This is a genomic window from Microlunatus sp. GCM10028923 (assembly GCF_042666975.1).
Classification (GTDB): domain Bacteria; phylum Actinomycetota; class Actinomycetes; order Propionibacteriales; family Propionibacteriaceae; genus Microlunatus.
The window spans coordinates 84847-105599 of sequence record NZ_JBHTFF010000007.1 but is presented as its reverse complement, the minus strand read 5'-3'; the positions used below and the strand labels follow the sequence as shown (position 1 = coordinate 105599).

The window sequence follows — 20753 nt, the reverse complement described above, 5'->3', positions numbered from 1 at the left end:
CGCCGCCCGAAGGTTCGCCGACGATTCAGCGACCGGCCGGCGCCAGCCCCAATTGTTTCCCGGCCAGCCCGCGGCCACGGCCGGCCAGTTGATCGGCCAGCCCGGTCAGCGCGACGGCCGACGGCTGGTCCGGGTCGGTGCCGACGATCGGCGTACCCACGTCGCCACCCTCGCGAAGCTTCGGGTCCAGCGGTACCTGAGCCAGCAGCGGGACCGGGTAGCCGAGCCGCTGGGCCAGCGTCTCCGACACGTCCTTGCCGCCGCCTTCGCCGAAGATGTGGTGCTTCTCGTCGGTGCCGGGGACCAGGTAGTACGACATGTTCTCCACCACGCCGATCACCCGCTGGTTCATCATCGACGCCATCGTGCCGGCCCGTTCCGCGACCTCGGCCGCAGCCTGCTGCGGGGTCGTGATCACCAGCACCTCGGCGTTCGGCAGCTTCTGGCCCAGCGAGATCGCGACGTCGCCGGTGCCCGGCGGCAGATCGATCAGCAGGTAGTCGAGGTCACCCCAGTAGACGTCGGCGAGCATCTGGGTCAGCGCCCGGTCCAGGATCGGACCGCGCCAGGCGACCACCTGATCGCGCCGCGGCTTCAGCATGCCGATCGAGATCACCTTCAGGCCCTGTACCGGGACCGGCATGATCATGTCCTCGACCGAGGTCGGCTTGGAGTCGGCGACGCCCAGCATGGCCGGGATCGAGTGCCCGTAGATGTCGGCGTCCAGCACGCCGACGGTGCGGCCCTTCGCGGCCAGGGCGAGCGCGAGGTTCACGGTGACCGACGACTTGCCGACGCCGCCCTTGCCGGAGGCGACCGCGATCACCTGGGTCAGCGAGTCGGCCCGCGCGAACGGGATGTCGCGTTCGGCCTTGCCGCCGGTCAGCTGCTCCCGCAGCGCGGCCCGCTGCTCGTCCGACATGACGCCGAGGACGACCTCGACCGAGCTGACGCCGGCGACCGCGGAGACGGCCGCCGTGACGTCGCGCCGCAGGGTGTCCTTGAGGGGGCAGCCGGAGACGGTGAGCAGCACCTCGACCCGGACCGCTCCGGCGTCGTCGACGTCGACCGAGTGGACCATTCCCAGTTCGGTGATCGGGCGGCGGATCTCGGGGTCGTTCACCCCGGCCAGGGCCTGCCGGATGGGCGGCTCGAGCGGGTGGTCGGTCGTACGGTCGGACATGTCGCCCAGCCTAGACGGGCCGGTGCGGTAGGCCCGACCCGCAGTCGGGGCCGAGACGGGCGGCCGCCGACACCGGAGGGTCGGCGATCATTCACCTCCGAGGGCTGGTGCACATTGCTTCCCGCCGTGCAGACTGCGCGTGTCAATCTTTTACTCGGGGGAGGTGGCTCGTGCCGACACGTCTGCGGGGCCGGGTGCTGCTGGTCGTTCTCGCCGTTCTGGCGCCGTTGCTGCTGGCCGGTCCGCCGCGTGCGGTTGCCGACGAGCCGGCGGTGGCCGCAGCGGACGGTGCGATCGAGGTCCACCGGCGCTCCCGGCCGGTCGCTCCCGGCGTCACCGCGGAGCAACTGGAGACCCTGGATGCGCGCGGCTGGCAGCAGGGCGACGCGCTCACCATCGACACCAGCCAGGGAGCCCGGATCGGCTACCTGGGCACCGGGGCGCTGACCGAGCCGGCCCCGATCACCGAGCAGGCCGACGCCGCCGGTGCGGTGGCCGCGGTGAACGGCGACTTCTTCGACATCAACAACTCCGGCGCACCGATGGGCCCGGCGGTCGCCGACGGGAAGTTGATCAAGTCCGCCTCGGAGGATCCGTACCGGGCGGTCGGGTTCGACGCCGACGGGATCGGCCGGGTGCTCGAGGTCCTCTTCGAGGGTACGGCGACGCTGCCGACCGGACCGGTCCCGCTGGACCGGCTGAACAGCCCGCTGCTCGGCAAGGACGAGGTGCAGGCGTTCACCGCGCTCTGGGGCGGCTATCCGCGCAGCCGCGCCGTCCAGGGCGTCACCGACCTGGTCGAGGTGATGATCAAGAACGGCGTCGTGACCGCCGTCGATGATCAGGCCGGATCGGGCGAGATCCCTGCGGACACGACGATTCTGCTGGGTCGGGAGGCCGGCGCCGACGCGTTGCGCGCCCTGCGCCCCGGTGACCGGGTGGACGTCTCGTACCGGGCGCGGCCGTCGGACGGCAAGCCGGTGCAGACGGCGGTCGGTGTTCACGAACTCGTCGTCCAGGACGGTCAGGCCCGGCCGGTCGACGACAAGACGTACGCGGGACGGACCGGGATCGGCTTCTCCAAGGACGGCACCAAGATCATCATCGTCAGCGTCGACAGCGACCGGCAGACCCACAGCCGCGGTGCCACCCTGGCCGAGCTGGGCCGGCTGCTCGCCGCCCGCGGCGCCTGGGTCGGCGTGGAACTCGACGGCGGCGGCTCGACGACCCTGGTCAGCCGGCTGCCCGGCGCGGACCGGGTGCAGGTCGACAACACGCCGGGCGACGGCGCCCTGCGCCCGGTGCCGAACGGCCTCGCCGTACTCGGCCCGCGTGGCAGCGGGAAGCCGGCCGGACTCTGGCTGGACACCGCGGCCGACCGCCGGACCGCCGCGAGCGACAGCCCGGTCGCCGGACGGGCCCGGCCCGACCGGGTCTTCACCGGCCTGTCCCGGACGCTGACCGCCACCCCGCACGACGAGACGTACGGACCGGCGAAGGCGACCGCCCCGATCCGCTGGTCGGCCACCCGCGGCACGGTCGACGGCGGCCGGTTCCGCGCCACCGATCCCGGCCCGGCCACGATCACCGCGAGCTCCGGCGCGGCGCAGGGCACGCTCGACCTGGAGGTGCTGGGCCCGGTGGCCCGGCTCGCGGCGACCGCCGAGACGGTCAATGTGCCGACCGCCGACGACACCGCGACCTTCGGCATCCTCGGCTACGACGCCTTCGGCACTTCGGCACCGATCGACCCGGCCGATGTCGAGCTCGACTACGACGACACCCGGTACGCGATCGAACCGACCGCGGACGGCCGGTTCCGGGTGACGCCGCGGCAGGCGTCCGGGGCGGGGCTGGTCACCGCCCGGGTCGGCGGGCTGACCGCGACCCTCGGCGTCTCCGTCGGCGTCGAGAAGCAGCTGCTGGCGACCTTCGACGACGCCGACACCTGGACGGTCGGCACGGCCCGGGCCACGGCGTCGGTGAGCAAGGTCCCGGACGGCGAGGACGGCGCCGCGCTCAAGCTCTCGTACGACTTCAGCCAGTCCACGCTGACCCGCAACGCCTACGCGATCCCGCCGCAGCGGCTCGGCGTCGAGGGCCAGGCCCGGTCGTTCGGGATGTCGCTGTACGGGCACGGTAAGGGGGAGTGGACCGCCTTCGGCCTGTACGACGCCACCGGCAAGTTCACCGCCGTCTACGGACCGTACGTCGACTGGACCGGCTGGAAGAACATCGAGCTCGCGGTGCCGGCCGGGCTGCCGCAGCCGGTCACCCTCGGCCGGATCTACACCCTGGAGACGAAGGCGTCCGCGCAGTACACCGGCGAGGTCTTGATCGACAACCTCTACGTCAAGGCGGCACCGGCCGTCGACGTACCGCCGCCGGCTGCGGTCCGGGCACCGATCGTGCAGACCCAGACCGCCGTCGACGGCCGCAGCTGGCGGTTCGCGGTGATCTCCGACGCCCAGTTCGTCGCCCGGGACCCGGACTCGCCGCTGGTCCGGGCGGCCCGCCGGACGCTCCGCGAGATCAAGGCCGCGAAGCCCGACTTCTTCGTCATCGCCGGCGACTTCGTCGACGAGGCGACCGAGGCGGATTTCCAACTGGCCAAGCGAATCCTGGACGAGGAGATCGGCGGCTCGGTGCCGTACCACTACGTGCCGGGCAACCACGAGATCATGGGCTCGGCGATCACCAACTTCGAGAAGTACTTCGGCGCCACCCACCGGACTTTTGATCATGAAGGCACCCGGTTCGTGACCCTGAACTCGTCGACCGGAACCCTGCGCGGCGGTGGCTTCGATCAGCTCGCGATGCTGCGGACGGCGCTGGACGACGCCGCCAAGGACCGGTCGATCAGCTCGGTGATGATCATCGAGCACCATCCGCCGCGGGACCCGACGCCGGCCCGGAACAGCCAGCTCGGCGACCGGCACGAGGCGGCGCTGCTGGAGACCTGGCTGGCCGATTTCCAGCGCTCCACCGGCAAGGGCGCAGCGTTCATCGGCGGCCACGTCGGCACCTTCCACGCGGCGCTGGTCGACAACGTCCCGTACGTGATCAACGGCAACTCCGGCAAGGCGCCGGCCACCTCACCGGGCGAGGGCGGGTTCACCGGCTGGTCCCTGTACGGGGTCGATCCGGTGTCCCGTACCGACCAGGCCCGGGCCCGCCGGTTCCCGTACCTGGGTGGTCCGGACTGGCTGTCGGCCCAGTTCCGCCCGCACGTCGACGGGCTGAGCCTGACCGCGCCGGCCACGCTGGCCGTCGGGGCGACCGGTTCGGCGAGCGCCGAACTGGTGCAGGGATCGCGGCCGGTGCCGGTGGCCTATCCGGTCAGCGCGGACTGGGCGGCCTCGCCGAATCTGCGCTTCGACCCGGCGACCGGAGAGCTCACCGCGCTCGCGGCGGGCACCGGAACGCTTGCCGTGACGGTGAACGGCACGACCGAGACCGTGACGATCAAGATCACCGGTTAGTCGACGAGGGGGTGGTGCGTTCCTCGTCGAGTTCGGCGAGGATCGTGCGCAGCTCGTTGCGCAGTTCGGAGCGTACGTAGTCGCGGGTGGCCAGCTCACCGACCGACATCCGCAGCGAGGCGATCTCCCGGGCCAGGAAGTCCATGTCGGCACGGTTCTGGGCACCCTGGGCCCGGTCCTGCTCGAGTCCGACCCGGTCCCGCGCCTCCTGCCGGTTCTGCGCGAGCAAGATCAACGGCGCCGCGTACGAGGCCTGCAGCGACAGCAGCAGGGTGAGGAAGATGAACGGGTACTCGTCGATCCGGGGCCGCGGCGGCCCGATCGGTGCGTTCCAGAGCACCCAGGCGATGATCAACACGGTCATCCAGGCCAGGAACCTGGCCGTGCCCATGAACCGGGCGAAGCCCTCGGCGAACTGGCCGAAAGCGTCCCGATCCCAACTGGGCCTGGGAAGCGGGACCCGGCGGCCGCGGCCGGGGGTGTTCAGGCGGTCCCGGTCGCCGGCGGTACGGCTCCGGCTGGACTGTCGATCACTGCTGGCCACGGGTCACCGCCTGAGAAGAGAGTTGGTCCAACTGGGTGCCCCGCCAGTCGGCCGGCAGGACATGATCAAGAACGTCGTCGACCGTCACCGCGCCGATCAGGCGATGATCATCATCGACCACCGGAGCATTGACCAGGTCGTAGGTGGCGAAGTAGCGGCTGACGCTGTGCAGATTGGCCTCGGGGGAGAGCGGCTCCAGCTCGGTGTCGATCAACGCCGAGGCGAGGGTCGACGGCGGTTCGCGGAGCAGCCGCTGGATGTGCACCCCGCCGACGAACTGTCCGGTGGGGGTCTCCAGCGGACTTCGGCAGACGTAGACCATGCAGGCCATCGACGGACTCAGCTCGGGATCGCGGACCATGGCCAGCGCGTCGGCGACCGTCGAGTCGGCGGAAACGATCACCGGCTCGGTGGTCATCATCCCGCCCGCCGTGAACTCGGCGTAGCTGAGCAGCCGGCGGACGTCCTCGGCCTCGTCCGGCTCCATCCGCTGCAGCAGCATCTCTGCCACTTCGGGGGACAGGTCCGCGATCAGGTCGGCGGCGTCGTCGGGCTCCATCTCGGCCAGCACGTCCGCGGCGCGCTCCACCTCGAGCTTCTGGATCAGCTGCACCTGTTCGTCCTCGGGCAGCTCCTCCAGCGCGTCGGCCAGTTTCTGATCATCGAGCGCGGCCGCGACCTCGACCCGGCGTTCCGGCAGCATCTCGTGCAGCTCCCGGGCGATGTCGGCCGGCTTCATGTCCTCCATCTGGGCCAGCAGCCGCTCCGTACCCCGCTCGTGGTCGACACCAAGATCACGAATCACCGACCAGTCGACGATCGTGACGTGGCCGCGACGGCCGAACCGGCGAGGTTTCCCTTCCCGCAGTGCGACCTTGGACAGTTCCCACTCGAGCGTGCGGACCGAGTACATGGCCACGTCGAACACGGTGGCCGGACCTGGGTTGTCGGTGCGGGTGACCTGCACGTCGAACAGGTCGTCGATCACCAGCATCTCGGATTCCCGGCGCTCGAACCGGCGCGGGTTGACCGCGCCGGAGATGACGACCTGGGCCGCGTCGATGCCGCGGACTCCGGCCATCGGCAGGAAGATCCGGTGTTTCGCGAAGAGTTCGACGATCAGGCCCTTGACGCGCGGCGCCCGGCCCGCGGACCGTCGCTGCACGACGACGTCGCGCACCTTGCCGATCTGGTCCCCCGACCCATCGAGCACCGGCAGGCCGCGAATCCGTGAGATGAAGATCGAATTCGAGGTCCCGTTCACGTGTTGAGGGTAACGCCGCGACCTTGCCGGACGGCATCGTGTCGCACCGCGCGGCGGACACAGCCAACTCACAGTCCGCCGGAGTAGATTGGGCGCCGAAGCAGGTACAGGAGGAATCATGGCGTTCTCGCAGTCGCAGGGTGTCAGCTCGATCTTCGAGCTCGAGTTCCCGCAGTCGGTCGGGATCTACAACAGTTACGCCGACGCCCAGAAGGCGGTCGACTTCCTGTCCGATCAGAAGTTCGAGGTGCAGAATCTCGCGATCGTCGGCACCGAGCTGAAGTCGGTGGAACGGGTGCTCGGCCGGAAGACCTGGCGCACCGTCCTGATCAGTGGTGTGCAGTCGGGCGTGTCGACCGGCCTGCTGGTCGGCCTGCTGATGTTGATCTTCCTCCCGGTCCCGAACATCCTGGTCCTGTTCCTGGTCGCGCTCGCCATCGGCATCGCGATCAGCATCGTCTTCCAATCGATCGGGTACGCGCTCTCTCAGGGCAAGCGAGACTTCACCTCGGTCACCCAGACCGTGGCGACGAAGTACGAGGTGCTCTGCGAGCACAAGGTCGCCGCCCGTGCCCGCGAACTCCTGCTCCAGCTCCCCGGAGCCCGCGCCTCCGCCTTCGAATAACCGCCGCCCTCGCACAACCGCCGACTCGGCAGAACAGCAGGCGATTCTGCGGCGTGTCGCTGCGGAAGTGCCGTGTCGGCCCGATCGGGGTGGTGGGCTTCCCGTCGGGTGGCGGGGTCTGTCGCTTGGCTTGATCGGGTGGCGGGTCTCGCGCCTGGCTTGATCGGGTGGCGGGTCTCGCGCCTGGCTTGATCGGGTGGCGGGTCTCGCGCCTGGCTTGATCGGGTGGCGGGTCTCCCGCCCGGCTTGATCGGGTGGCGGGTCTACCGCCCGGCTTGATCGGGTGGCGGGTCTCCCGCCCGGCTTGATCGGGTGGCGGGTCTCCCGCCCGGCTTGATCGGGTGGCGGGTCTCCCGCCCGACTTGATCGGGTGGCGGGTCTCCCGCCTGGCTTGATCGGATGGCGGGTCTCCCGCCCGACTTGATCGGATGGCGGGTCTCCCGCCTGGCTTGATCGGATGGCGGGTCGACCGCCCGGCTTGATCGGAAGGTCGGCCCTACCGTCGGCTTGATCGGGCGGGCGGGCCTGGCGTCGGTTCGTTTTGATCTTGGTTGCCGAGCGCATCGCCGTCCGTCCCATCCGGCCTGAGCCCGCGCGCGTACCTCCGCGACTTCCGGCAGCTCCGTGATCGTTGGACCCACCCATGACCACGCGCCAGTCCTGCCCGGGTGGCTCGATCCGCACCGCTCGGCACGGCCGCGACTGTGGAGCCCCCAACCCACCAAGGCTGCTCCCTTGTCGCGCGCCGTCCTCTTCGCATCCGCGATCGTTGTACGCCTGCGCGACCGTTGCACGAGTCGCGGATGCGAGAAACGGTCGCGCGTGCGGCGGAGGGCGAACCTGGCGTGCGTTGCCTTGCAGGATCGCGACCGTTCCAGCGGAGGCGAGGGTTGAGGGGATAGCGGAGGGCCGGGGCGAGGCTAGCTTGGCCCGGGCTGCTCTTCGTGCCCTGCTCTGCCCTTCCCATCCGCGACCGTTGTACGCAGGCGCGACCGTTGCACGAGTCGCGGATGCGAGGAGCGGTCGCGCCTGCGGTGGAGGGCGAGGGTCGCGCGCGTTGCCTGGTGGGCTCGCGACCGTTGTGCTCAGGCGCGTCCCTCGCCCCCAGTCACGAGAGCGAGGAACGGTCGAGGTCGGAGTGAAGCACGTTCGGTCTCCTCGCGTCGCGCCCTACTTGACGCATTCGCGCCCTTGTACGCATGCGCGCGTCCGCTGCCCAGTCGCGGGAGCAAGGAACGGTCAGGGCTGTGGCGAGTGGAGGTCGGTCCGGGCTGCCCCCGAGCCGTGCCCCGATCTACGCAGGCGCGACCGTTGCACGCAAGCGCGACCGTTGCACGAGTCGCGGCTGCGAGGATCAGTCGCGGCTGCGCGGAAGCGAGCTGGGGTCAGGGGGCGAGGATGTCCTTCATCCAGGCTTCGACGGCGTCGGGGGTACGGGGGAGGCCGGCGGAGAGGTTCTCGTTGCCGGTCTCGGTGATCAACACGTCGTCCTCGATCCGGACGCCGATGCCGCGGAACCGCTCCGGGACCAGCAGGTCCTCGGACTTGAAGTAGAGGCCCGGTTCGATGGTGATGATCATGCCCGGGGCCAGGGTGCCTTCGCGGTAGTTCTCGCGGCGCGCCTGGGCGCAGTCGTGGACGTCGATGCCCAGATGGTGCGAGGTGCCGTGCACCATCCAGCGGCGGTGCTGGCCGCCGGTCTCCGCGTTCAGCGACTCCTCGGCGGAGACCGGAAGGATGCCCCAGTCGGCCAGCCGGCGGGCGATCACCTCGATCGCGGCGGCATGCACGTCGGAGAACTTCGCGCCCGGCACCGCGGCCTTGAAGCCGGCCTCCTGCGCCTCCAGAACGGCCAGGTAGACCTCGCGCTGCGCCTCCGAGAACGTACCGGTCAGCGGCAGGGTGCGGGTGATATCCGCCGTATACAAGGAATCCAGCTCGATCCCGGCGTCGATCAAGATCAGATCGCCGGACTTCAGGTCGCCGTCGTTGCGGATCCAGTGCAGCGTGCAGGCATGATCACCGGAGGCCGCGATGGTGTCGTAGCCGATCGCGTTTCCGGCGTGCCGCGCGTGCAGGCCGAAGACGCCCTCGACCCAGCGCTCACCGCGTCCCCGCCGGATCGCCTCCGGGAAGTCGGCCACCACGGCGGCGAACGCCTCGCCGGTCCGGGTGCAGGCCTCGCGCATCTGCTCGACCTCGTACTCGTCCTTGATCAACCGCAGCTCGCTGAGCGCCGTCGCCAGCTCGGTGTCCGGGTCGACCTGATCTTCCTCCGTCGTCGCCGAGTCGGCCGAGATCCCTGCCTCCGTACGGATTCGGGCCACCTGGGCGGTGACGGCGGGGTCGGCGTCGCCGACGATCCGGATCGGGGTGTCGCCGGCGTTCTTGGCCAGGTCGTCGTCGAGGTCTTCGATCGCGACGCAGCGGATACCGCAGAGCCGGCTCAGCTCGTCCAGCGACGGGCGCTGCCCGACCCACATCTCCCCGTACCGCGCGTTGGCGTAGAACTCCTCGGCGTCCCGGGGCGCGCGCGGCTTGAAGTAGAGCGTCGCGTCGTGGCCGTCGTCGGTCGGCTCCAGCACCAGCACGGCGTCCGGTTCGCGGTCGGTGCCGAGCCCGGTCAGGTGCGCGAACGCCGAGTGCGGCCGGTAACGGTAGTCCGTGTCGTTGGAGCGGATCTTCAACCCGCCGGCCGGGACGACCAGTCGCTCGCCGGGGAACTGGGCGCTGATGGCGGCGCGCCGCGCCACCGCGTGGGAGGCGGCCGGCAGCGGTTCGGGCAGCTCGGTCGAGTACGGAGCCCAGTCGGTCCCGATGAACGCCTTGAACGCCTCGGAGAACGGGGTCTGACGGTTCGGCAGGGCCGGCTGCTTCTCGCTGCTCATGAGGTTCAGTCTCCATCACGCCCGAGCACGACCAAAGTCGAGGAGGGCCGTCGTCCCACTTTCGCCGACCGGGCACCTCTGCAGCGACACGCCGTCCCAACGGCTGCTTTTGTGCCCGGTCGGCGGGGAGGGGGAGGTGGGGGCGGCTTAGGGTTGTCGCGTGGCCGATGCGTACACCGAACTCACTCGACCAGAGCTTGCCGAACGAGCGGCGGCACTCGGCTTCCGCGACGACGATCGGGCCGACCTGCTGACGGCGGCGAAGCAGGTGGCCGGCGAACCGGAACTGCTGGCCGAGATCGACCGGCGGGCCGCCGACCTGACGGCCGCGATCGGGGTGTTCGACCGCGACGGCGGCGATCCCTGGGCCGGCTACGACGCCGAGGCGGCCGGGCCGGGCGCGGCGGGCGTGCTGCCGATGCTCACCCTGCTGGCGACCGTCGACCGGGTGCGCGAATTCCATACAGCTCAGCGGATCCCGGACGACGTCTCCTGGCGGTCCCTGTCCGACCTGGGGCAGCAGGTCTGGGTGCACCGGCTCACGTACGGCAGCTTCGGCCTGCACACGTACGGCTGGCTCCGGGTGGCCTGGTCGGCGGCGCTGTACTGGCTCGGCCGGCTCCAGTTCGACCTGGAGCGGGACCGGGCGGACGACGCGTGGGTGCTGTCGACACACATCCCGCGGACCGGTCCGCTGACCCCGGAGAGCGTGGACGAGTCGTTCACGGCGGCGGCCGCCTTCTTCGCCGAACACTTCCCGGACCAGCCCGCCGCAAGGTTCTACTGCGGCAGCTGGCTGCTCGACCCGGAACTGAGCAAGGGACTGCCGGCCGAGTCCAACATGGCCCGGTTCCAGGGCCGCTGGCGGCTCCGGGACAACCCGCGCGAGGCCGACGGTGACGCGCTGTTCTTCACCTTCGCCCGCCGCGGCGACGTCGACCTGGACTCGCTGCCGCAGGACACCACCCTGCAGCGGCTGATCGTCGACCGGCTCCGCGCCGGCGACCACTGGTACGTCTACAGCGGGACCGTCGACATCGAGGCCTACCGGTGACCACCGAGCTGTACCTGATCCGCCACGGCGAGACCGAGTGGAGCGCGAACGGGCGGCACACCTCGCGGACCGACCTGCCGCTGACACCGCGCGGCGAGGAGCAGGCCCGGGCCCTGACCGGCCGGCTTGATCCGGCGGAGTTCGGGCTGATCCTGTCCAGCCCCCGGCTGCGGGCCCGGCAGACCGCCGAGCTGGCCGGCTTCACCGGCACCGGCGCGCCGACCCTCGACGACGACCTGGTCGAGTGGGACTACGGCGACTACGAGGGCCGGACCAGCGCCGAGATCCGGGAACTGGTGCCGGGCTGGACGATCTGGGACTTCCCGGCGCCCGGCGGCGAGACCGCCGGTCAGGTCCGGGAACGGCTGGAACGGGTGATCGCGCGGGTCCGCGACGCCGGCGTCGAGCGGGCGATCTGCTTCGCGCACGGGCACGCGTTGCGGGCCCTGACCCTGTGCTGGCTCGGCCTCGACCTCACCCTGGGCGACCACTTCCCGCTGCACACGGGCACCCTCTCGGTGCTCGGCACGGAGAAGGACCTGCCCGCCCTGCTGCAGTGGAACGCGCCGTCCCACCCCGGAAAGGCCTGAGCCTGCCGAAACCCCTGGTCAGGGGCGTTCGACAGGCTCAGGACACGGTCGTTCAGGCGGTGGCGGCCTTCTTCAGCCGGGTGCCCGGACGGAGCCGGGCGGCCTTGCTGGCGGCGATCTCAATGGCCTCGCCGGTCTGCGGGTTCCGACCCTGCCGCGCGGCCCGGTCGACCACGTCCAGGGTGAACACGCCCGGCCACTTCACCTCGTCGCCGGAGGACACGGCCTTCTCCAGAGTCCCGGCGAGGGCATCCAGCACCCGGTCGACGGAATCCTTCGTCAGCTCGGTCTCCTTGGCGATCGCCGTGGTGAGTTCGGCTCGATTCACGCTTGCTCCTTCATGTTGTGTGAGCCGTACGGCTCTGGGCGGCGGTTAGCTTACCCGCCAGGGGAGACAGTCAGAACTGGAAGGCCGACATCCGGCGCCAACCGACCAGCAGCAGGGTCAGTGCGAGGCCTGTCGTGCCGACCATCATCGCGGTCATCGGGACGGCCGTACCGTCGGCCAGCGCACCGACGAGCGGCGCCGCCAGACCGCCGACCAGGAACTGGGCCGCACCGAGCAGGGCCGCCGCAGCGCCGGCCGATTCGCCGTGCCGGCTGAGCGCGATCGCGGGCGCGTTCGGGAACGCCAGACCGACCGAGGCGATCACGAACCAGAGCGGGATCACCAGCCCGAGCAGCCCGCCGGTTCCGGTCGCGGCCATGACGAGTGTGATCACGCTGCCCAGCAGGGCCAGGCCGATCCCGACGCGCAGCACCAGCACCGGTCCGTGCCGGCGGACCAGGATCGGGTTGATCTGGGAGACACCGATCAGGCCGGCGGCGATGATGCCGAAGACGAGCCCGTACTGCTGCGGGTCGAGCCCGTACAGCTGCTGCAGGACGAACGGGGAACCGGAGATGTAGCAGAACATGGTCGCGAAGGACAGGCCCGCGATGCCGACCATGATCACGAACAGCCGGTCACTGAGCAGTGTTCGGTACGAGCGCAGGGAGCGACCGAGCTTGGCCGGCAGCCGGCGCTCCGGCGGCAACGTCTCGGGCAGCGCGACCGCGGCCAGCACGACCAGCCCGACTGCGATGATCGCCAGCACGACGAAGATCCCGCGCCAGGACGTGAAGCGCAGCAGCGCACCGCCGAGCGACGGCGCGAGGATCGGGGCGACGCCCATCACCAGCACCAGCCGGGACAGCAGCTGGGCCGCCTTGATCCCGGTGAACAGGTCCCGCACCATCGCCATCGCGACAACGGAGACGGCGGCGCCCGCCAGGCCCTGCACGGTACGGGTCACGGCCAGCATGGTCACCGTCGGCGCGAGCGCGCAGAGCACCGACATCAGGCCGTGGCCGAGCAGCCCGATCAGCAGCGGCCGGCGCCGGCCGACCGCGTCGGAGAGCGGCCCGATGATCAACTGCCCGACGCCGATGCCGGCCAGCACCCCGGTCAGGGTCAGCTGCGCCATCGCGTCGGTGGCCTTGAGTTCGGTGGTCAGGGTCGGCAGCGCCGGCAGGTAGGTGTCGATGGTCAGCGGCCCGAGGGCGCTGAGCGCGCCGAGCACCAGAACCAGCCGGACGTAGGTGCCGCCGACGAAGCGGTCGGCCAGCGAGCCCGGAGCCGCCACGGCGGCGGGTTCCGGGGCAGACGCGGTCGTCATAGATCTTCTCCTTGAATGGGCCCCCCACGACGACCCGAATGCGGGCACATCGATGGCGAACATGCCAACTCTGCGGAGTCCTGATTCATTCCCCGGTCCGGTTGAGTAGGCTCGCACGCACAACTTCACGGCGCACGAAGGGAGATCATCATCAAAGCCGACAAGGGTGCCCAACTGCGCTTGCTCGCTCTGCAGCAGATCGACAGCGCACTGGCCCAGCTGCTGCACCGCCGCAAGTCTCTGCCCGAGCATGATCAGCTCGCGGCCGCGGAACGGGAGCGGGACGTGGCCGAGGCGGCCCTGGTCCAGGCCGAGACCGAGGTCAGCGACCTGAGCGCCGACCAGGCGAAGGCCGAGTCCGACCTCGAGCCGGTACGACAGCGACTGGCTCGGGACGAGGCCCGGGTGGCCGACGGGTCGGTCAGCGACCCGAAACAGCTGGAGTCGCTGGTCGCCGAGGTGGGCCACCTGCGCAAGCGGATCTCCGACCTGGAGGACGCGGAGCTCGAGGTGATGGAGAAGCTCGAGACCGCGACTGCCCGGGCCGCGGAGCTCAAGGCGACGGCCGACCGGATCCGTTCCGAGGTGGATCGGCTGACCGGCGAACGGGACACCAAGGTCGCCGCGATCAATGCCGAGGCCGGGGAGCGGAAGGCGGAACGGACCGCGGCCCAGCCGGGGCTGCCGACCGACCTGCTCGCCCTGTACGAGAAGGTCCGGGCCACCCACAGCGGAGTCGGTGCCGCCGAGTTGCGGAACCGTCGCTGCACCGGCTGCCAGCTGGAGATCAACGCGGCCGAGCTGCGCGTGTTCGCCGCCGCGCCGGCGGATGAGGTGCTGCGCTGCGAGGAGTGCAGCCGGATCCTGGTCCGGACCGAGAACTCCGGCCTCTGACCGCCGGTACCCGTGACCCTGTTCGACCCTGAGCCGCCGGCCGATCGACCCCGCCGGCGGCTGGTCGCGGAGGCCGACGGCGGCGCCCGCGGCAACCCCGGCCCGGCCGCCTACGGGGCGCTGGTCTGCGACGCAGAGACCGGCGAGCTGCTGGCCGAGGAGGGCCTGCCGATCGGCGTCGCCACCAACAACGTCGCCGAGTATCGCGGCCTGGTCGCGGCCCTGGAACTGGCCCGCGCGATCGACCCGACCGCCGAGGTCGAGGTACGGATGGACTCCAAGCTCGTGATCGAGCAGATGGCGGGCCGCTGGAAGATCAAGCATCCCGACCTGAAGCCGCTGGCCCTGCGCGCCGCGGCGCTCCGGCCGCCGGCGGTGACCTGGGTCTGGTTTCCGCGGGAGCGCAACAAGCGGGCCGACGCCCTGGTCAACGCCGCCCTCGACGGCAAGCCGGTGACCCGCAGCATCGCCTGATCGCACTAGGCTCCGGGACATGCCGGCACGCAAGCTAGCCCTGTCCGATCGCGCCAAGGCCGAGGTGGCCGACGGTCTGATCGCTCTCCGTACCGAACTGCAGGTCCCGGACGAGTTCCTGGCCGAGGTGATCGCCGCCGCCGAGCGGGCGGCCAAGGAGCCCCGGCTGCCGGAGCTGGACCGGACCGATCTGGAGTTGATCAGGATCGACCCGGAGGGGTCGCGCGACCTGGACCAGGCGCTGCATCTCGCCGAGTCCGGTGACGGCTTCGTGGTGTCGTACGCGATCGCCGATGTCGGCGCCTTCGTCGAACCGGACGGCCCGATCGACGCCGAGGCGCACCGGCGCGGCCAGACGCTCTACGCGCCGGACCGGCGGACTCCGCTGCACCCGCCGGTGCTCAGCGAGGACGCGGCCAGCCTGCTGCCCGACCAGGTGCGGCCGGCCGTCCTGTGGACGCTCACGCTGGACCGGTCCGGCATCCAGACCGGGGTGACGGTGGAGCGGGCGCTGGTCCGGAGCCGGGAGCAGCTGACGTACCTGCAGGCGCAGCAGGAGCTCGACGGCGGGTCGGCCCGGCCGTCGCTGGAGCTGCTCCGGACGGTGGGGCAGCTGCGCGAGCAGCAGGAGCGGGACCGGGGCGGGGTCAGCCTGCCGATCCCCGAGCAGCAGGTCGCCGTCGCCGATGATCACTGGACGCTGGAGTTCCGGTCGCCACTGCCGGTGGAGGGCTGGAACGCCCAGATCTCGCTGCTGACCGGGATGGCGGCGGCCCGGATCATGCTGGACGGCGGGATCGGCGTGCTGCGGACGCTCCCGCCCGCCGAGGACTCCTCGCTGCACCGGTTGCGTCGGATCGCGAAGGCGCTGCGGATCTCCTGGCCGGACGAGCTCTCCTATCCCGAGTTCGTCCGGACCCTCGACCCGGCCCAGGCCAGGGACGCCGCGATGCTGGCGGCCTGCACCAGCCTGTTCCGCGGCGCCGGCTACGCCGCGTTCGACGGAGCGCCGCCCGAGCAGCCGCAGCATGCCGCCCTCGCCGTCGAGTACGCCCACGCCACCGCACCGCTGCGCCGGCTGGTCGACCGGTACGTGAGCGAGGTCTGCCTCGCCCTGGCCGCCGGGCAGCCGGTGCCGGACCGGATCCGGGCGGGCCTGTCGGCGCTGCCGGAGGCGATGGCGGCGTCGGAACAACAGGCCAAGCGGTACGAGCGCGCCGTCCTCGACCTGGTCGAGCTGGCCGTGCTGCGGTCGGCCGGCGACACGGTGTTCGACGCGATGGTCACCGAGCTGGACGAACGCAAGGACCGGGGCAAGCTCGTGGTCGCCGAGCCGGCCGTCGAGGCCTCGGTGCGCGGCGATCGGCTCCGGCTCGGCGAGGAGCTTCGGGTCCGGCTGATCAAGGACGAACTGGACCGGGGATCCGTCGTCTTCGAACCCGCCTGATCCAAGAGATTTCCGCGGTTCGGTCGTGCCGATTGGCGCGGTGTGCTTGAATCACAAGTGAGTTGCCGTTTGGGGGAGGTTGGGCCGCCGGTCTGTCAGGTCGGTGGTCTCGTCGGGACAACGCGACCCGGTCGCCAGGGGGACGGCCGAGGAGGGCCGGCCCCCAACGGTGTCGCCGCGATCGTGGCTTTCCGTGGGCCGGTCCTCGCCGGGCCGCTCCCCGTACCTCAGGAATCCTTTGTGGCGTACGGTTTCCGGCCGATCACGTGGACCAGTCCGAGAGCCGGCGGCGGGCCGCCCAGCGGGAGATAGTCCCGCACCACCTGCCGCATCGGTGTGTTGCCGTCGACCGCGTCGTCCCAGCGCTGCCACAGTTCCAGACTGTCCGGCGGCACCCAGGCCTTGACGTCGGTGAGCCCGCCGGTGAGCGCCGTGTGCTTGCCCCACCAGTCGGCCGGATGCCAGGTCAGCACCTCGAACCCGGCGGACTCGGCGAGTGACGGCAGCGGCTCGACCAGATACGGGTCGTCGCGCAACGACGGCGTGGCGAAACCGAGCACGCCGCCCGGCTTGAGTGCGGTGACCAGCCGGCGCAGGAAGTAGACGTCGGTGCCGAAGTATTCCCAGGCGTCCAGGCTGACGATCGCGTCGTAGGCCTCCTTCGGCAGGTCGACCGTGCGGATGTCGCCGTGCTGTGGCGTGACCAGGTCGTCAACGCCCATCGCGCGGTACGTCTGCGCAGCCTCCTCGGGCGTGATCCACAGGTCCAGCGCATCGACGGCGACGCCCGCCTCCCGGGCCAGGAACACGGCGGTGGCGCCGCGCCCCGGGCCGAGGTCGAGCACCCGCTGGCCCGGTTGCAGGGCGAGGTCGTCCCAGAGTTCCTCCAACTGCCACAACGGATTCGGGCCCATGTCCAGCGACAGCAACCACTCCGGGTCGTACGTCGACGAACGCGGGAACCGCTCGGGCAGCGACAGCAACTCGGGCCTCAAATGATCACTCCACTTCGACGTGATCACGCCAGGAGTGCTGCGGCTGCCAGCCGAGCAGTTCCCGGGCGCGATCGATGGCAAGCAGAGTCTCGTGTTCGCCGACGGCTCGGGTCAACGGAGTTTCGCCGAACACCTCGGCTAGCAGGTCGGCCGACGGCCGGTTCATGCAGGTGTCGGCGGCGGCGATGATCATGCTGTGGCTGCCGGCGACCGCCTCGGCCGGAGCGGTCAGCCCGGCCCGGCAGGCGGACGCGACGTCGCGTTCGTCGATGTAGCCCCAGAGATTCCACTTGCGCAGTTGGGGATCCGGCCAGAAGGACGGGAACCGGGCGTAGTCGGCGACGGTCATGATGTTGGAGAACCGGAGCCCGATGAACGGGATGCCGGACCACTGGGCCAGCTGTTCGGCGATCGTCTCGCTGGCCACCTTCGACAGCGCGTAGGTCGAGGTGGGCAGCGGATAATGATCTTCGTCGACCGGCGCGTAGCGGGGCGGTGTGTCGAACGGCAGCCCGAGCGTCGTCTCGCTGGACGCCCAGACCACCCGGCCGAGACCGTGCTGGGTCGCGGCCGAGAACACGTTGAAGTTCATCGTGATGTTGCTGTTGAACGTGACGGCCGGGGTGGCGAGCCCGGGCGCCGGGATGTTGGCCAGGTGGACCACGGCGTCGGTGCCGGCGAGCACCTCGGCCGCCTGGCCGTAGTCGGTCAGGTCGGCCTGTAGCACGCCGTCGCGGCGCTGCTCCGGTCCGACCAGGAGATCGGTGGCACGCACCGTGTAGCCGTGTTGGCGAAGATCATCGACGACGGCCCGGCCGGCCTTGCCGGCGGCCCCGGTGACGCAGATCGTTTCGGTCATGTCGATCTTCCTAGCACCCTGGGCCGCCGACGGCTCAGACGGGTCGGACGCAGGCGCACTGGCCGGCGACCAGCGTGCATTCGGCCGCCTCGGTGTCGCTGAGGTCGGTCCTGGTCGGCTCGGGCCCGACGGCCGCGGGTTCCCGGCGCGGCCAGACCAGGATCGCGGTGCCGGCACCGGCCGCGGCCAGTAGGCCGAGGACGATCCAGGTGGTGCCGAGCCCGGCCTGCAGGGCCAGCCAGCCGGCGATCGGGTACGTCACCAGCCAGGCCAGGTGGGACAGCGAGAACTGGGCCGCGAACACCTCCGGCAACCCGTTCGGCGGTACGGACCGGCGCAGCACGCGTCCGGTCGGCGTGATCACCAGGGCCATCCCGGCGCCGATCGCGAACCAGTCGAGGGCGGTGGCCACCCAGGCCGCGGTGCCGCCGGCGTAGTTGACGATCATGATCGCCGCGGCGACGGCCGCCACCAGCAGGAAGCCGCCGGTGATCATGACCGGGCGCTCCGCGATCCGGTCCAGCACCTTGGGCAGCAGCAGCGCGATGATCAAGGTCCCGGCGCCGGACGCCGCGAGCATCCAGGCCACCTCGGACTGGCCGCCGCCCAACCGGTCCCGGACGTAGTTGACCGTGTTGACGATCACGATCGAGCCGGCGGACGCGACGACCAGGTTCAGTGCGAGTACGCCGCGCAGCCGCGGTGTCGCCACGAACCGGCGGATGCCGGCGGCGACCCGGTCGAAGGCCCGGGCGTGCGGGTTGGGCCGGGCGTTCGGGATCCGGGTGGACAGCACCAGCACCGCCGACGCGGCGAACCCGACCGCGGTGCCGACGAACAGCCAGTTGAAGCTGATCAAGGCCAGCGCGAGCGCGGCCAGTACCGGGCTGAGCAGGCTCTCCATGGTGGAGGCGAGCTGGGACGCCGACAGCGCCCGGGTGTAGTCGGCCTCCTCGGTGACGATGTCCGGGATCACCGCCTGGAAGGTCGGCGTGAATGCGGCGGAGGCCGTCTGCAGCAGGCCGATCAGCAGGTAGATCTGCCAGATCTCGGTGACGAACGGGAGCGCGATCACCACGGCGCCGCGGACCACGTCGAGGATCACCAGGAACAGTCGGCGGGGCAGTCGGTCCACGTAGGCGGCGGCGATCGGGGCGACGATCACGTACAAGATCATCTTGATGGTGAGGGCGGTGCCGAGCACGGCGCCGGCTCTCGGGCCGGCGAGCTCGTACGCCAGCAGGCCGAGGGCGACGGTCGCCAGCCCGGTGCCGAACAGCGCGATCACCTGGGCGCTGAACAGGCGCCGGTAGTCGCGGATCGCGAACAGGCTCATCGAAGTTGATCTTTCTCGGTCGAGGGGTCAGGAATCCGGGCGGAGCCCGGCCAGCAGGTTGAAGGCGCCGGTGAGCAGGTTGAGCGCGACGACGCCCACCACGTCGGCGAGTTCGCGGTCGCTGTAGCCGTACTCCCGCAGTTCGGCGAACTGAGCGTCGGTGATCGAGGTCGGCTCACGGTACACCTGGAGCCCGAGCTCGATGATCGCGGTGATCTTGGGATCGGCGGACCGGCCGGCGCGAGCGTTGTCGATCTCCTCCTCGGTGATCTTGAGCTTGCGCGCGGCGGCCACGTGCGACTCCAGGCAGAGGCCGCAGCCCTGCTGCGTCTGGACCGCGATCGAGATCCGTTCGCTGAGCTTGCGGTCGAGCTTGGCCCGGCCCATGGCGCGGCTGAGGTGCAGGTAGCCGCCCAGCACGGCGGGGGAGTGCGCCATGGTCGAGACCATCGTGCCGACCTGGCCGTGCCGGGCGACCAGCTCGCCGAGTAGGTCCTGGGACCTGCCGGTCGCCGTCTCCGGGGTGAGAGCGCTGAGGCGTGGCATCGGGCCCGTCCTCAGTGGTGGTGCGGCCGGCCGGCCTCGACCGTGAACGACGCCGTGCGGACGACGCCGCCGTGCTGGAAGTCCAGGTAGAGCCGGTAGGCGCCGGGGCTGGGGGCGGTCGCGACGAACACGATGTCCGGTCCGGCCGGGGTGCTCCCGTCGCCGGGGTGGCCCTCGGGATGGACGTGCAGGTACGCCAGGTCGCCGACCCGCAGCGCGACCAGGTGTCCGTACGCGGCCAGGTAGGGCTCCAGGTCGGTCACCGGCCGGCCGTCGCGCTGCACCGTGAGGGTCAGCTCGGCCGGCTGCCCGGCCGTCAGGTCCCCGGTCAGGGTCACCGCGTAGTCGTCGATCCGGAACGTCGGCTCGACCGGCTGCAGCGGCTGCGGGTCGAACGCACCGGCGACCGAGATGTCGACGCCGAGCGTCAGCTGGTCGTGCCCGGCCGGCTTGAAGTCGGCGAAGTAGCGCCAGACCCCCGGGGTCAGGTCCAGGTCGACGGTCCACGTGCCGGCCGCGTCGAGCGTCGGGTGTACGTGCTGGAACCCGGTCTGGTCGCGGCGGGTCGCGATCAGGTGCAGTTCCTTGTCGTGCGTCGGTTCGAACGCGGTGACCGGCGTGCCGTCGGGCCCGGCGATCCGGAAGGTGATCTGCTGCCGTCCGGCGGTGAAGATCACCGAGTCCGGCTGCAAGGTGTAGCCCTGCTCCGAGACCGTCAGCCCGCCCGGCCCGTGGCCCGCGTGGGCCGAGTGGTCCCCGTGCGCCGAGTGTTCCCCGTGCGCGGAGTGGTCCTTGTGCGCGGAGTGGTCGCCGTGCGCGTTGTGATCGCCGTGGGCGTTGTGATCGTCGTGCGCGGCGGGTGCGCCGTGCTGCTGGTGCGCCGTGTGATCGCCGTGGCCTGCGTGGTTCGTCAT

General features: G+C 70.9%; 18 protein-coding genes. 7 read left to right on the top strand and 11 right to left on the bottom strand.

The genetic code is table 11. The annotated features are described in order from the left end of the window. Nucleotides 1-25: 25 nt before the first annotated feature. Entirely contained in the window at nucleotides 26-1183 is a 1158-nt protein-coding gene (locus tag ACFQU4_RS18220; protein WP_377494436.1) for an Mrp/NBP35 family ATP-binding protein, read from the bottom strand. A gap of 170 nt (nucleotides 1184-1353) precedes the next feature. Here ACFQU4_RS18220 and ACFQU4_RS18215 point away from each other — a divergent pair, with 170 nt between their 5' ends. After that, nucleotides 1354-4665 (top strand): phosphodiester glycosidase family protein, encoded by a 3312-nt coding sequence (locus ACFQU4_RS18215; RefSeq protein WP_377494434.1) that lies wholly within the window; start codon nucleotides 1354-1356, stop codon nucleotides 4663-4665. On the opposite strand, the gene ACFQU4_RS18210 is transcribed toward ACFQU4_RS18215, so the two are convergent. Both ACFQU4_RS18210 and ACFQU4_RS18205 read right to left on the bottom strand, forming a co-directional pair. Further along, nucleotides 4655-5209 carry a DUF1003 domain-containing protein gene (locus ACFQU4_RS18210; protein ID WP_377494432.1) on the bottom strand — a complete coding sequence of 185 codons (555 nt, stop codon included), beginning with the start codon at nucleotides 5207-5209 and terminating at the stop codon, nucleotides 4655-4657. The genes ACFQU4_RS18215 and ACFQU4_RS18210 overlap by 11 nt on opposite strands. After that, a complete protein-coding gene (locus ACFQU4_RS18205) occupies nucleotides 5196-6473 on the bottom strand; it encodes a magnesium transporter MgtE N-terminal domain-containing protein (protein WP_377494430.1) in 1278 nt (425 codons plus the stop codon). Before ACFQU4_RS18205 ends, ACFQU4_RS18210 begins: the two co-directional genes overlap by 14 nt. 118 nt (nucleotides 6474-6591) lie before the next feature. On the opposite strand from ACFQU4_RS18205, the gene ACFQU4_RS18200 reads away from it, so the two are divergent. Next, complete coding sequence (locus tag ACFQU4_RS18200; RefSeq protein ID WP_377494428.1) at nucleotides 6592-7098, top strand: general stress protein; 507 nt, start codon at nucleotides 6592-6594, stop codon at nucleotides 7096-7098. 1385 nt (nucleotides 7099-8483) lie between these two features. Here the strand turns inward: ACFQU4_RS18200 and ACFQU4_RS18195 are convergent. Further along, a complete protein-coding gene (locus tag ACFQU4_RS18195; protein ID WP_377494426.1) occupies nucleotides 8484-9986 on the bottom strand; it encodes an aminopeptidase P family protein in 1503 nt (500 codons plus the stop codon). Nucleotides 9987-10146: 160 nt separating this feature from the next. On the opposite strand from ACFQU4_RS18195, the gene ACFQU4_RS18190 reads away from it, so the two are divergent. Both ACFQU4_RS18190 and ACFQU4_RS18185 read left to right on the top strand, forming a co-directional pair. Beyond that, nucleotides 10147-11040 (top strand): acyltransferase domain-containing protein, encoded by an 894-nt coding sequence (locus ACFQU4_RS18190; protein ID WP_377494424.1) that lies wholly within the window; start codon nucleotides 10147-10149, stop codon nucleotides 11038-11040. Next, nucleotides 11037-11630 carry a histidine phosphatase family protein gene (locus ACFQU4_RS18185; RefSeq protein ID WP_377494422.1) on the top strand — a complete coding sequence of 198 codons (594 nt, stop codon included), beginning with the start codon at nucleotides 11037-11039 and terminating at the stop codon, nucleotides 11628-11630. Before ACFQU4_RS18190 ends, ACFQU4_RS18185 begins: the two co-directional genes overlap by 4 nt. A 52-nt stretch (nucleotides 11631-11682) precedes the next feature. On the opposite strand, the gene ACFQU4_RS18180 is transcribed toward ACFQU4_RS18185, so the two are convergent. Both ACFQU4_RS18180 and ACFQU4_RS18175 read right to left on the bottom strand, forming a co-directional pair. After that, nucleotides 11683-11958, bottom strand: a complete 276-nt coding sequence (locus tag ACFQU4_RS18180) for an HU family DNA-binding protein (RefSeq protein ID WP_377494420.1) — start codon at nucleotides 11956-11958, stop codon at nucleotides 11683-11685. Between the two features lie 70 nt (nucleotides 11959-12028). Beyond that, nucleotides 12029-13288, bottom strand: a complete 1260-nt coding sequence (locus tag ACFQU4_RS18175; RefSeq protein ID WP_377494418.1) for a multidrug effflux MFS transporter — start codon at nucleotides 13286-13288, stop codon at nucleotides 12029-12031. 180 nt (nucleotides 13289-13468) lie between these two features. Here ACFQU4_RS18175 and ACFQU4_RS18170 point away from each other — a divergent pair, with 180 nt between their 5' ends. Genes ACFQU4_RS18170 through ACFQU4_RS18160 form a run of 3 tightly spaced genes read left to right on the top strand, consistent with a single transcriptional unit; the run spans nucleotide 13469 to nucleotide 16103 of the window. Beyond that, entirely contained in the window at nucleotides 13469-14182 is a 714-nt protein-coding gene (locus ACFQU4_RS18170) for a zinc ribbon domain-containing protein (RefSeq protein ID WP_377494416.1), read from the top strand. A 12-nt stretch (nucleotides 14183-14194) separates the two neighbouring features. Then, nucleotides 14195-14656, top strand: coding sequence for a reverse transcriptase-like protein (locus ACFQU4_RS18165; protein WP_377494414.1), 462 nt, complete (start codon nucleotides 14195-14197; stop codon nucleotides 14654-14656). A 19-nt stretch (nucleotides 14657-14675) separates the two neighbouring features. Then, complete coding sequence (locus tag ACFQU4_RS18160) at nucleotides 14676-16103, top strand: RNB domain-containing ribonuclease (protein WP_377494412.1); 1428 nt, start codon at nucleotides 14676-14678, stop codon at nucleotides 16101-16103. Between the two features lie 227 nt (nucleotides 16104-16330). On the opposite strand, the gene ACFQU4_RS18155 is transcribed toward ACFQU4_RS18160, so the two are convergent. The 5 genes from ACFQU4_RS18155 to ACFQU4_RS18135 are packed head-to-tail and all read right to left on the bottom strand — an operon-like array spanning nucleotide 16331 to nucleotide 20753. Then, complete coding sequence (locus tag ACFQU4_RS18155; RefSeq protein WP_377494410.1) at nucleotides 16331-17125, bottom strand: SAM-dependent methyltransferase; 795 nt, start codon at nucleotides 17123-17125, stop codon at nucleotides 16331-16333. Further along, the gene (locus ACFQU4_RS18150) at nucleotides 17103-17957 is read right to left on the bottom strand and encodes an NAD-dependent epimerase/dehydratase family protein (RefSeq protein ID WP_377494408.1); all 855 of its coding nucleotides are present in this window, start codon (nucleotides 17955-17957) and stop codon (nucleotides 17103-17105) included. Before ACFQU4_RS18150 ends, ACFQU4_RS18155 begins: the two co-directional genes overlap by 23 nt. 34 nt (nucleotides 17958-17991) lie before the next feature. Next, a complete protein-coding gene (locus tag ACFQU4_RS18145; RefSeq protein WP_377494406.1) occupies nucleotides 17992-19293 on the bottom strand; it encodes an MFS transporter in 1302 nt (433 codons plus the stop codon). Between the two features lie 27 nt (nucleotides 19294-19320). After that, the gene (locus tag ACFQU4_RS18140) at nucleotides 19321-19839 is read right to left on the bottom strand and encodes a carboxymuconolactone decarboxylase family protein (RefSeq protein ID WP_377494404.1); all 519 of its coding nucleotides are present in this window, start codon (nucleotides 19837-19839) and stop codon (nucleotides 19321-19323) included. 11 nt (nucleotides 19840-19850) lie between these two features. Then, entirely contained in the window at nucleotides 19851-20753 is a 903-nt protein-coding gene (locus ACFQU4_RS18135; RefSeq protein WP_377494402.1) for a hypothetical protein, read from the bottom strand.

Excerpts from the sequence above, each read along its gene's own strand:
- ACFQU4_RS18220 (WP_377494436.1), bottom strand. The coding sequence starts at position 1,183 with ATGTCCGACCGTACGACCGACCACCCGCTCGAGCCGCCCATCCGGCAG.
- ACFQU4_RS18200 (WP_377494428.1), top strand. The coding sequence starts at position 6,592 with ATGGCGTTCTCGCAGTCGCAGGGTGTCAGCTCGATCTTCGAGCTCGAG.
- ACFQU4_RS18195 (WP_377494426.1), bottom strand. The coding sequence starts at position 9,986 with ATGAGCAGCGAGAAGCAGCCGGCCCTGCCGAACCGTCAGACCCCGTTC.
- ACFQU4_RS18175 (WP_377494418.1), bottom strand. The coding sequence starts at position 13,288 with ATGACGACCGCGTCTGCCCCGGAACCCGCCGCCGTGGCGGCTCCGGGC.
- ACFQU4_RS18160 (WP_377494412.1), top strand. The coding sequence starts at position 14,676 with ATGCCGGCACGCAAGCTAGCCCTGTCCGATCGCGCCAAGGCCGAGGTG.
- ACFQU4_RS18150 (WP_377494408.1), bottom strand. The coding sequence starts at position 17,957 with ATGACCGAAACGATCTGCGTCACCGGGGCCGCCGGCAAGGCCGGCCGG.
- ACFQU4_RS18145 (WP_377494406.1), bottom strand. The coding sequence starts at position 19,293 with ATGAGCCTGTTCGCGATCCGCGACTACCGGCGCCTGTTCAGCGCCCAG.
- ACFQU4_RS18140 (WP_377494404.1), bottom strand. The coding sequence starts at position 19,839 with ATGCCACGCCTCAGCGCTCTCACCCCGGAGACGGCGACCGGCAGGTCC.
- ACFQU4_RS18135 (WP_377494402.1), bottom strand. The coding sequence starts at position 20,753 with ATGACGAACCACGCAGGCCACGGCGATCACACGGCGCACCAGCAGCAC.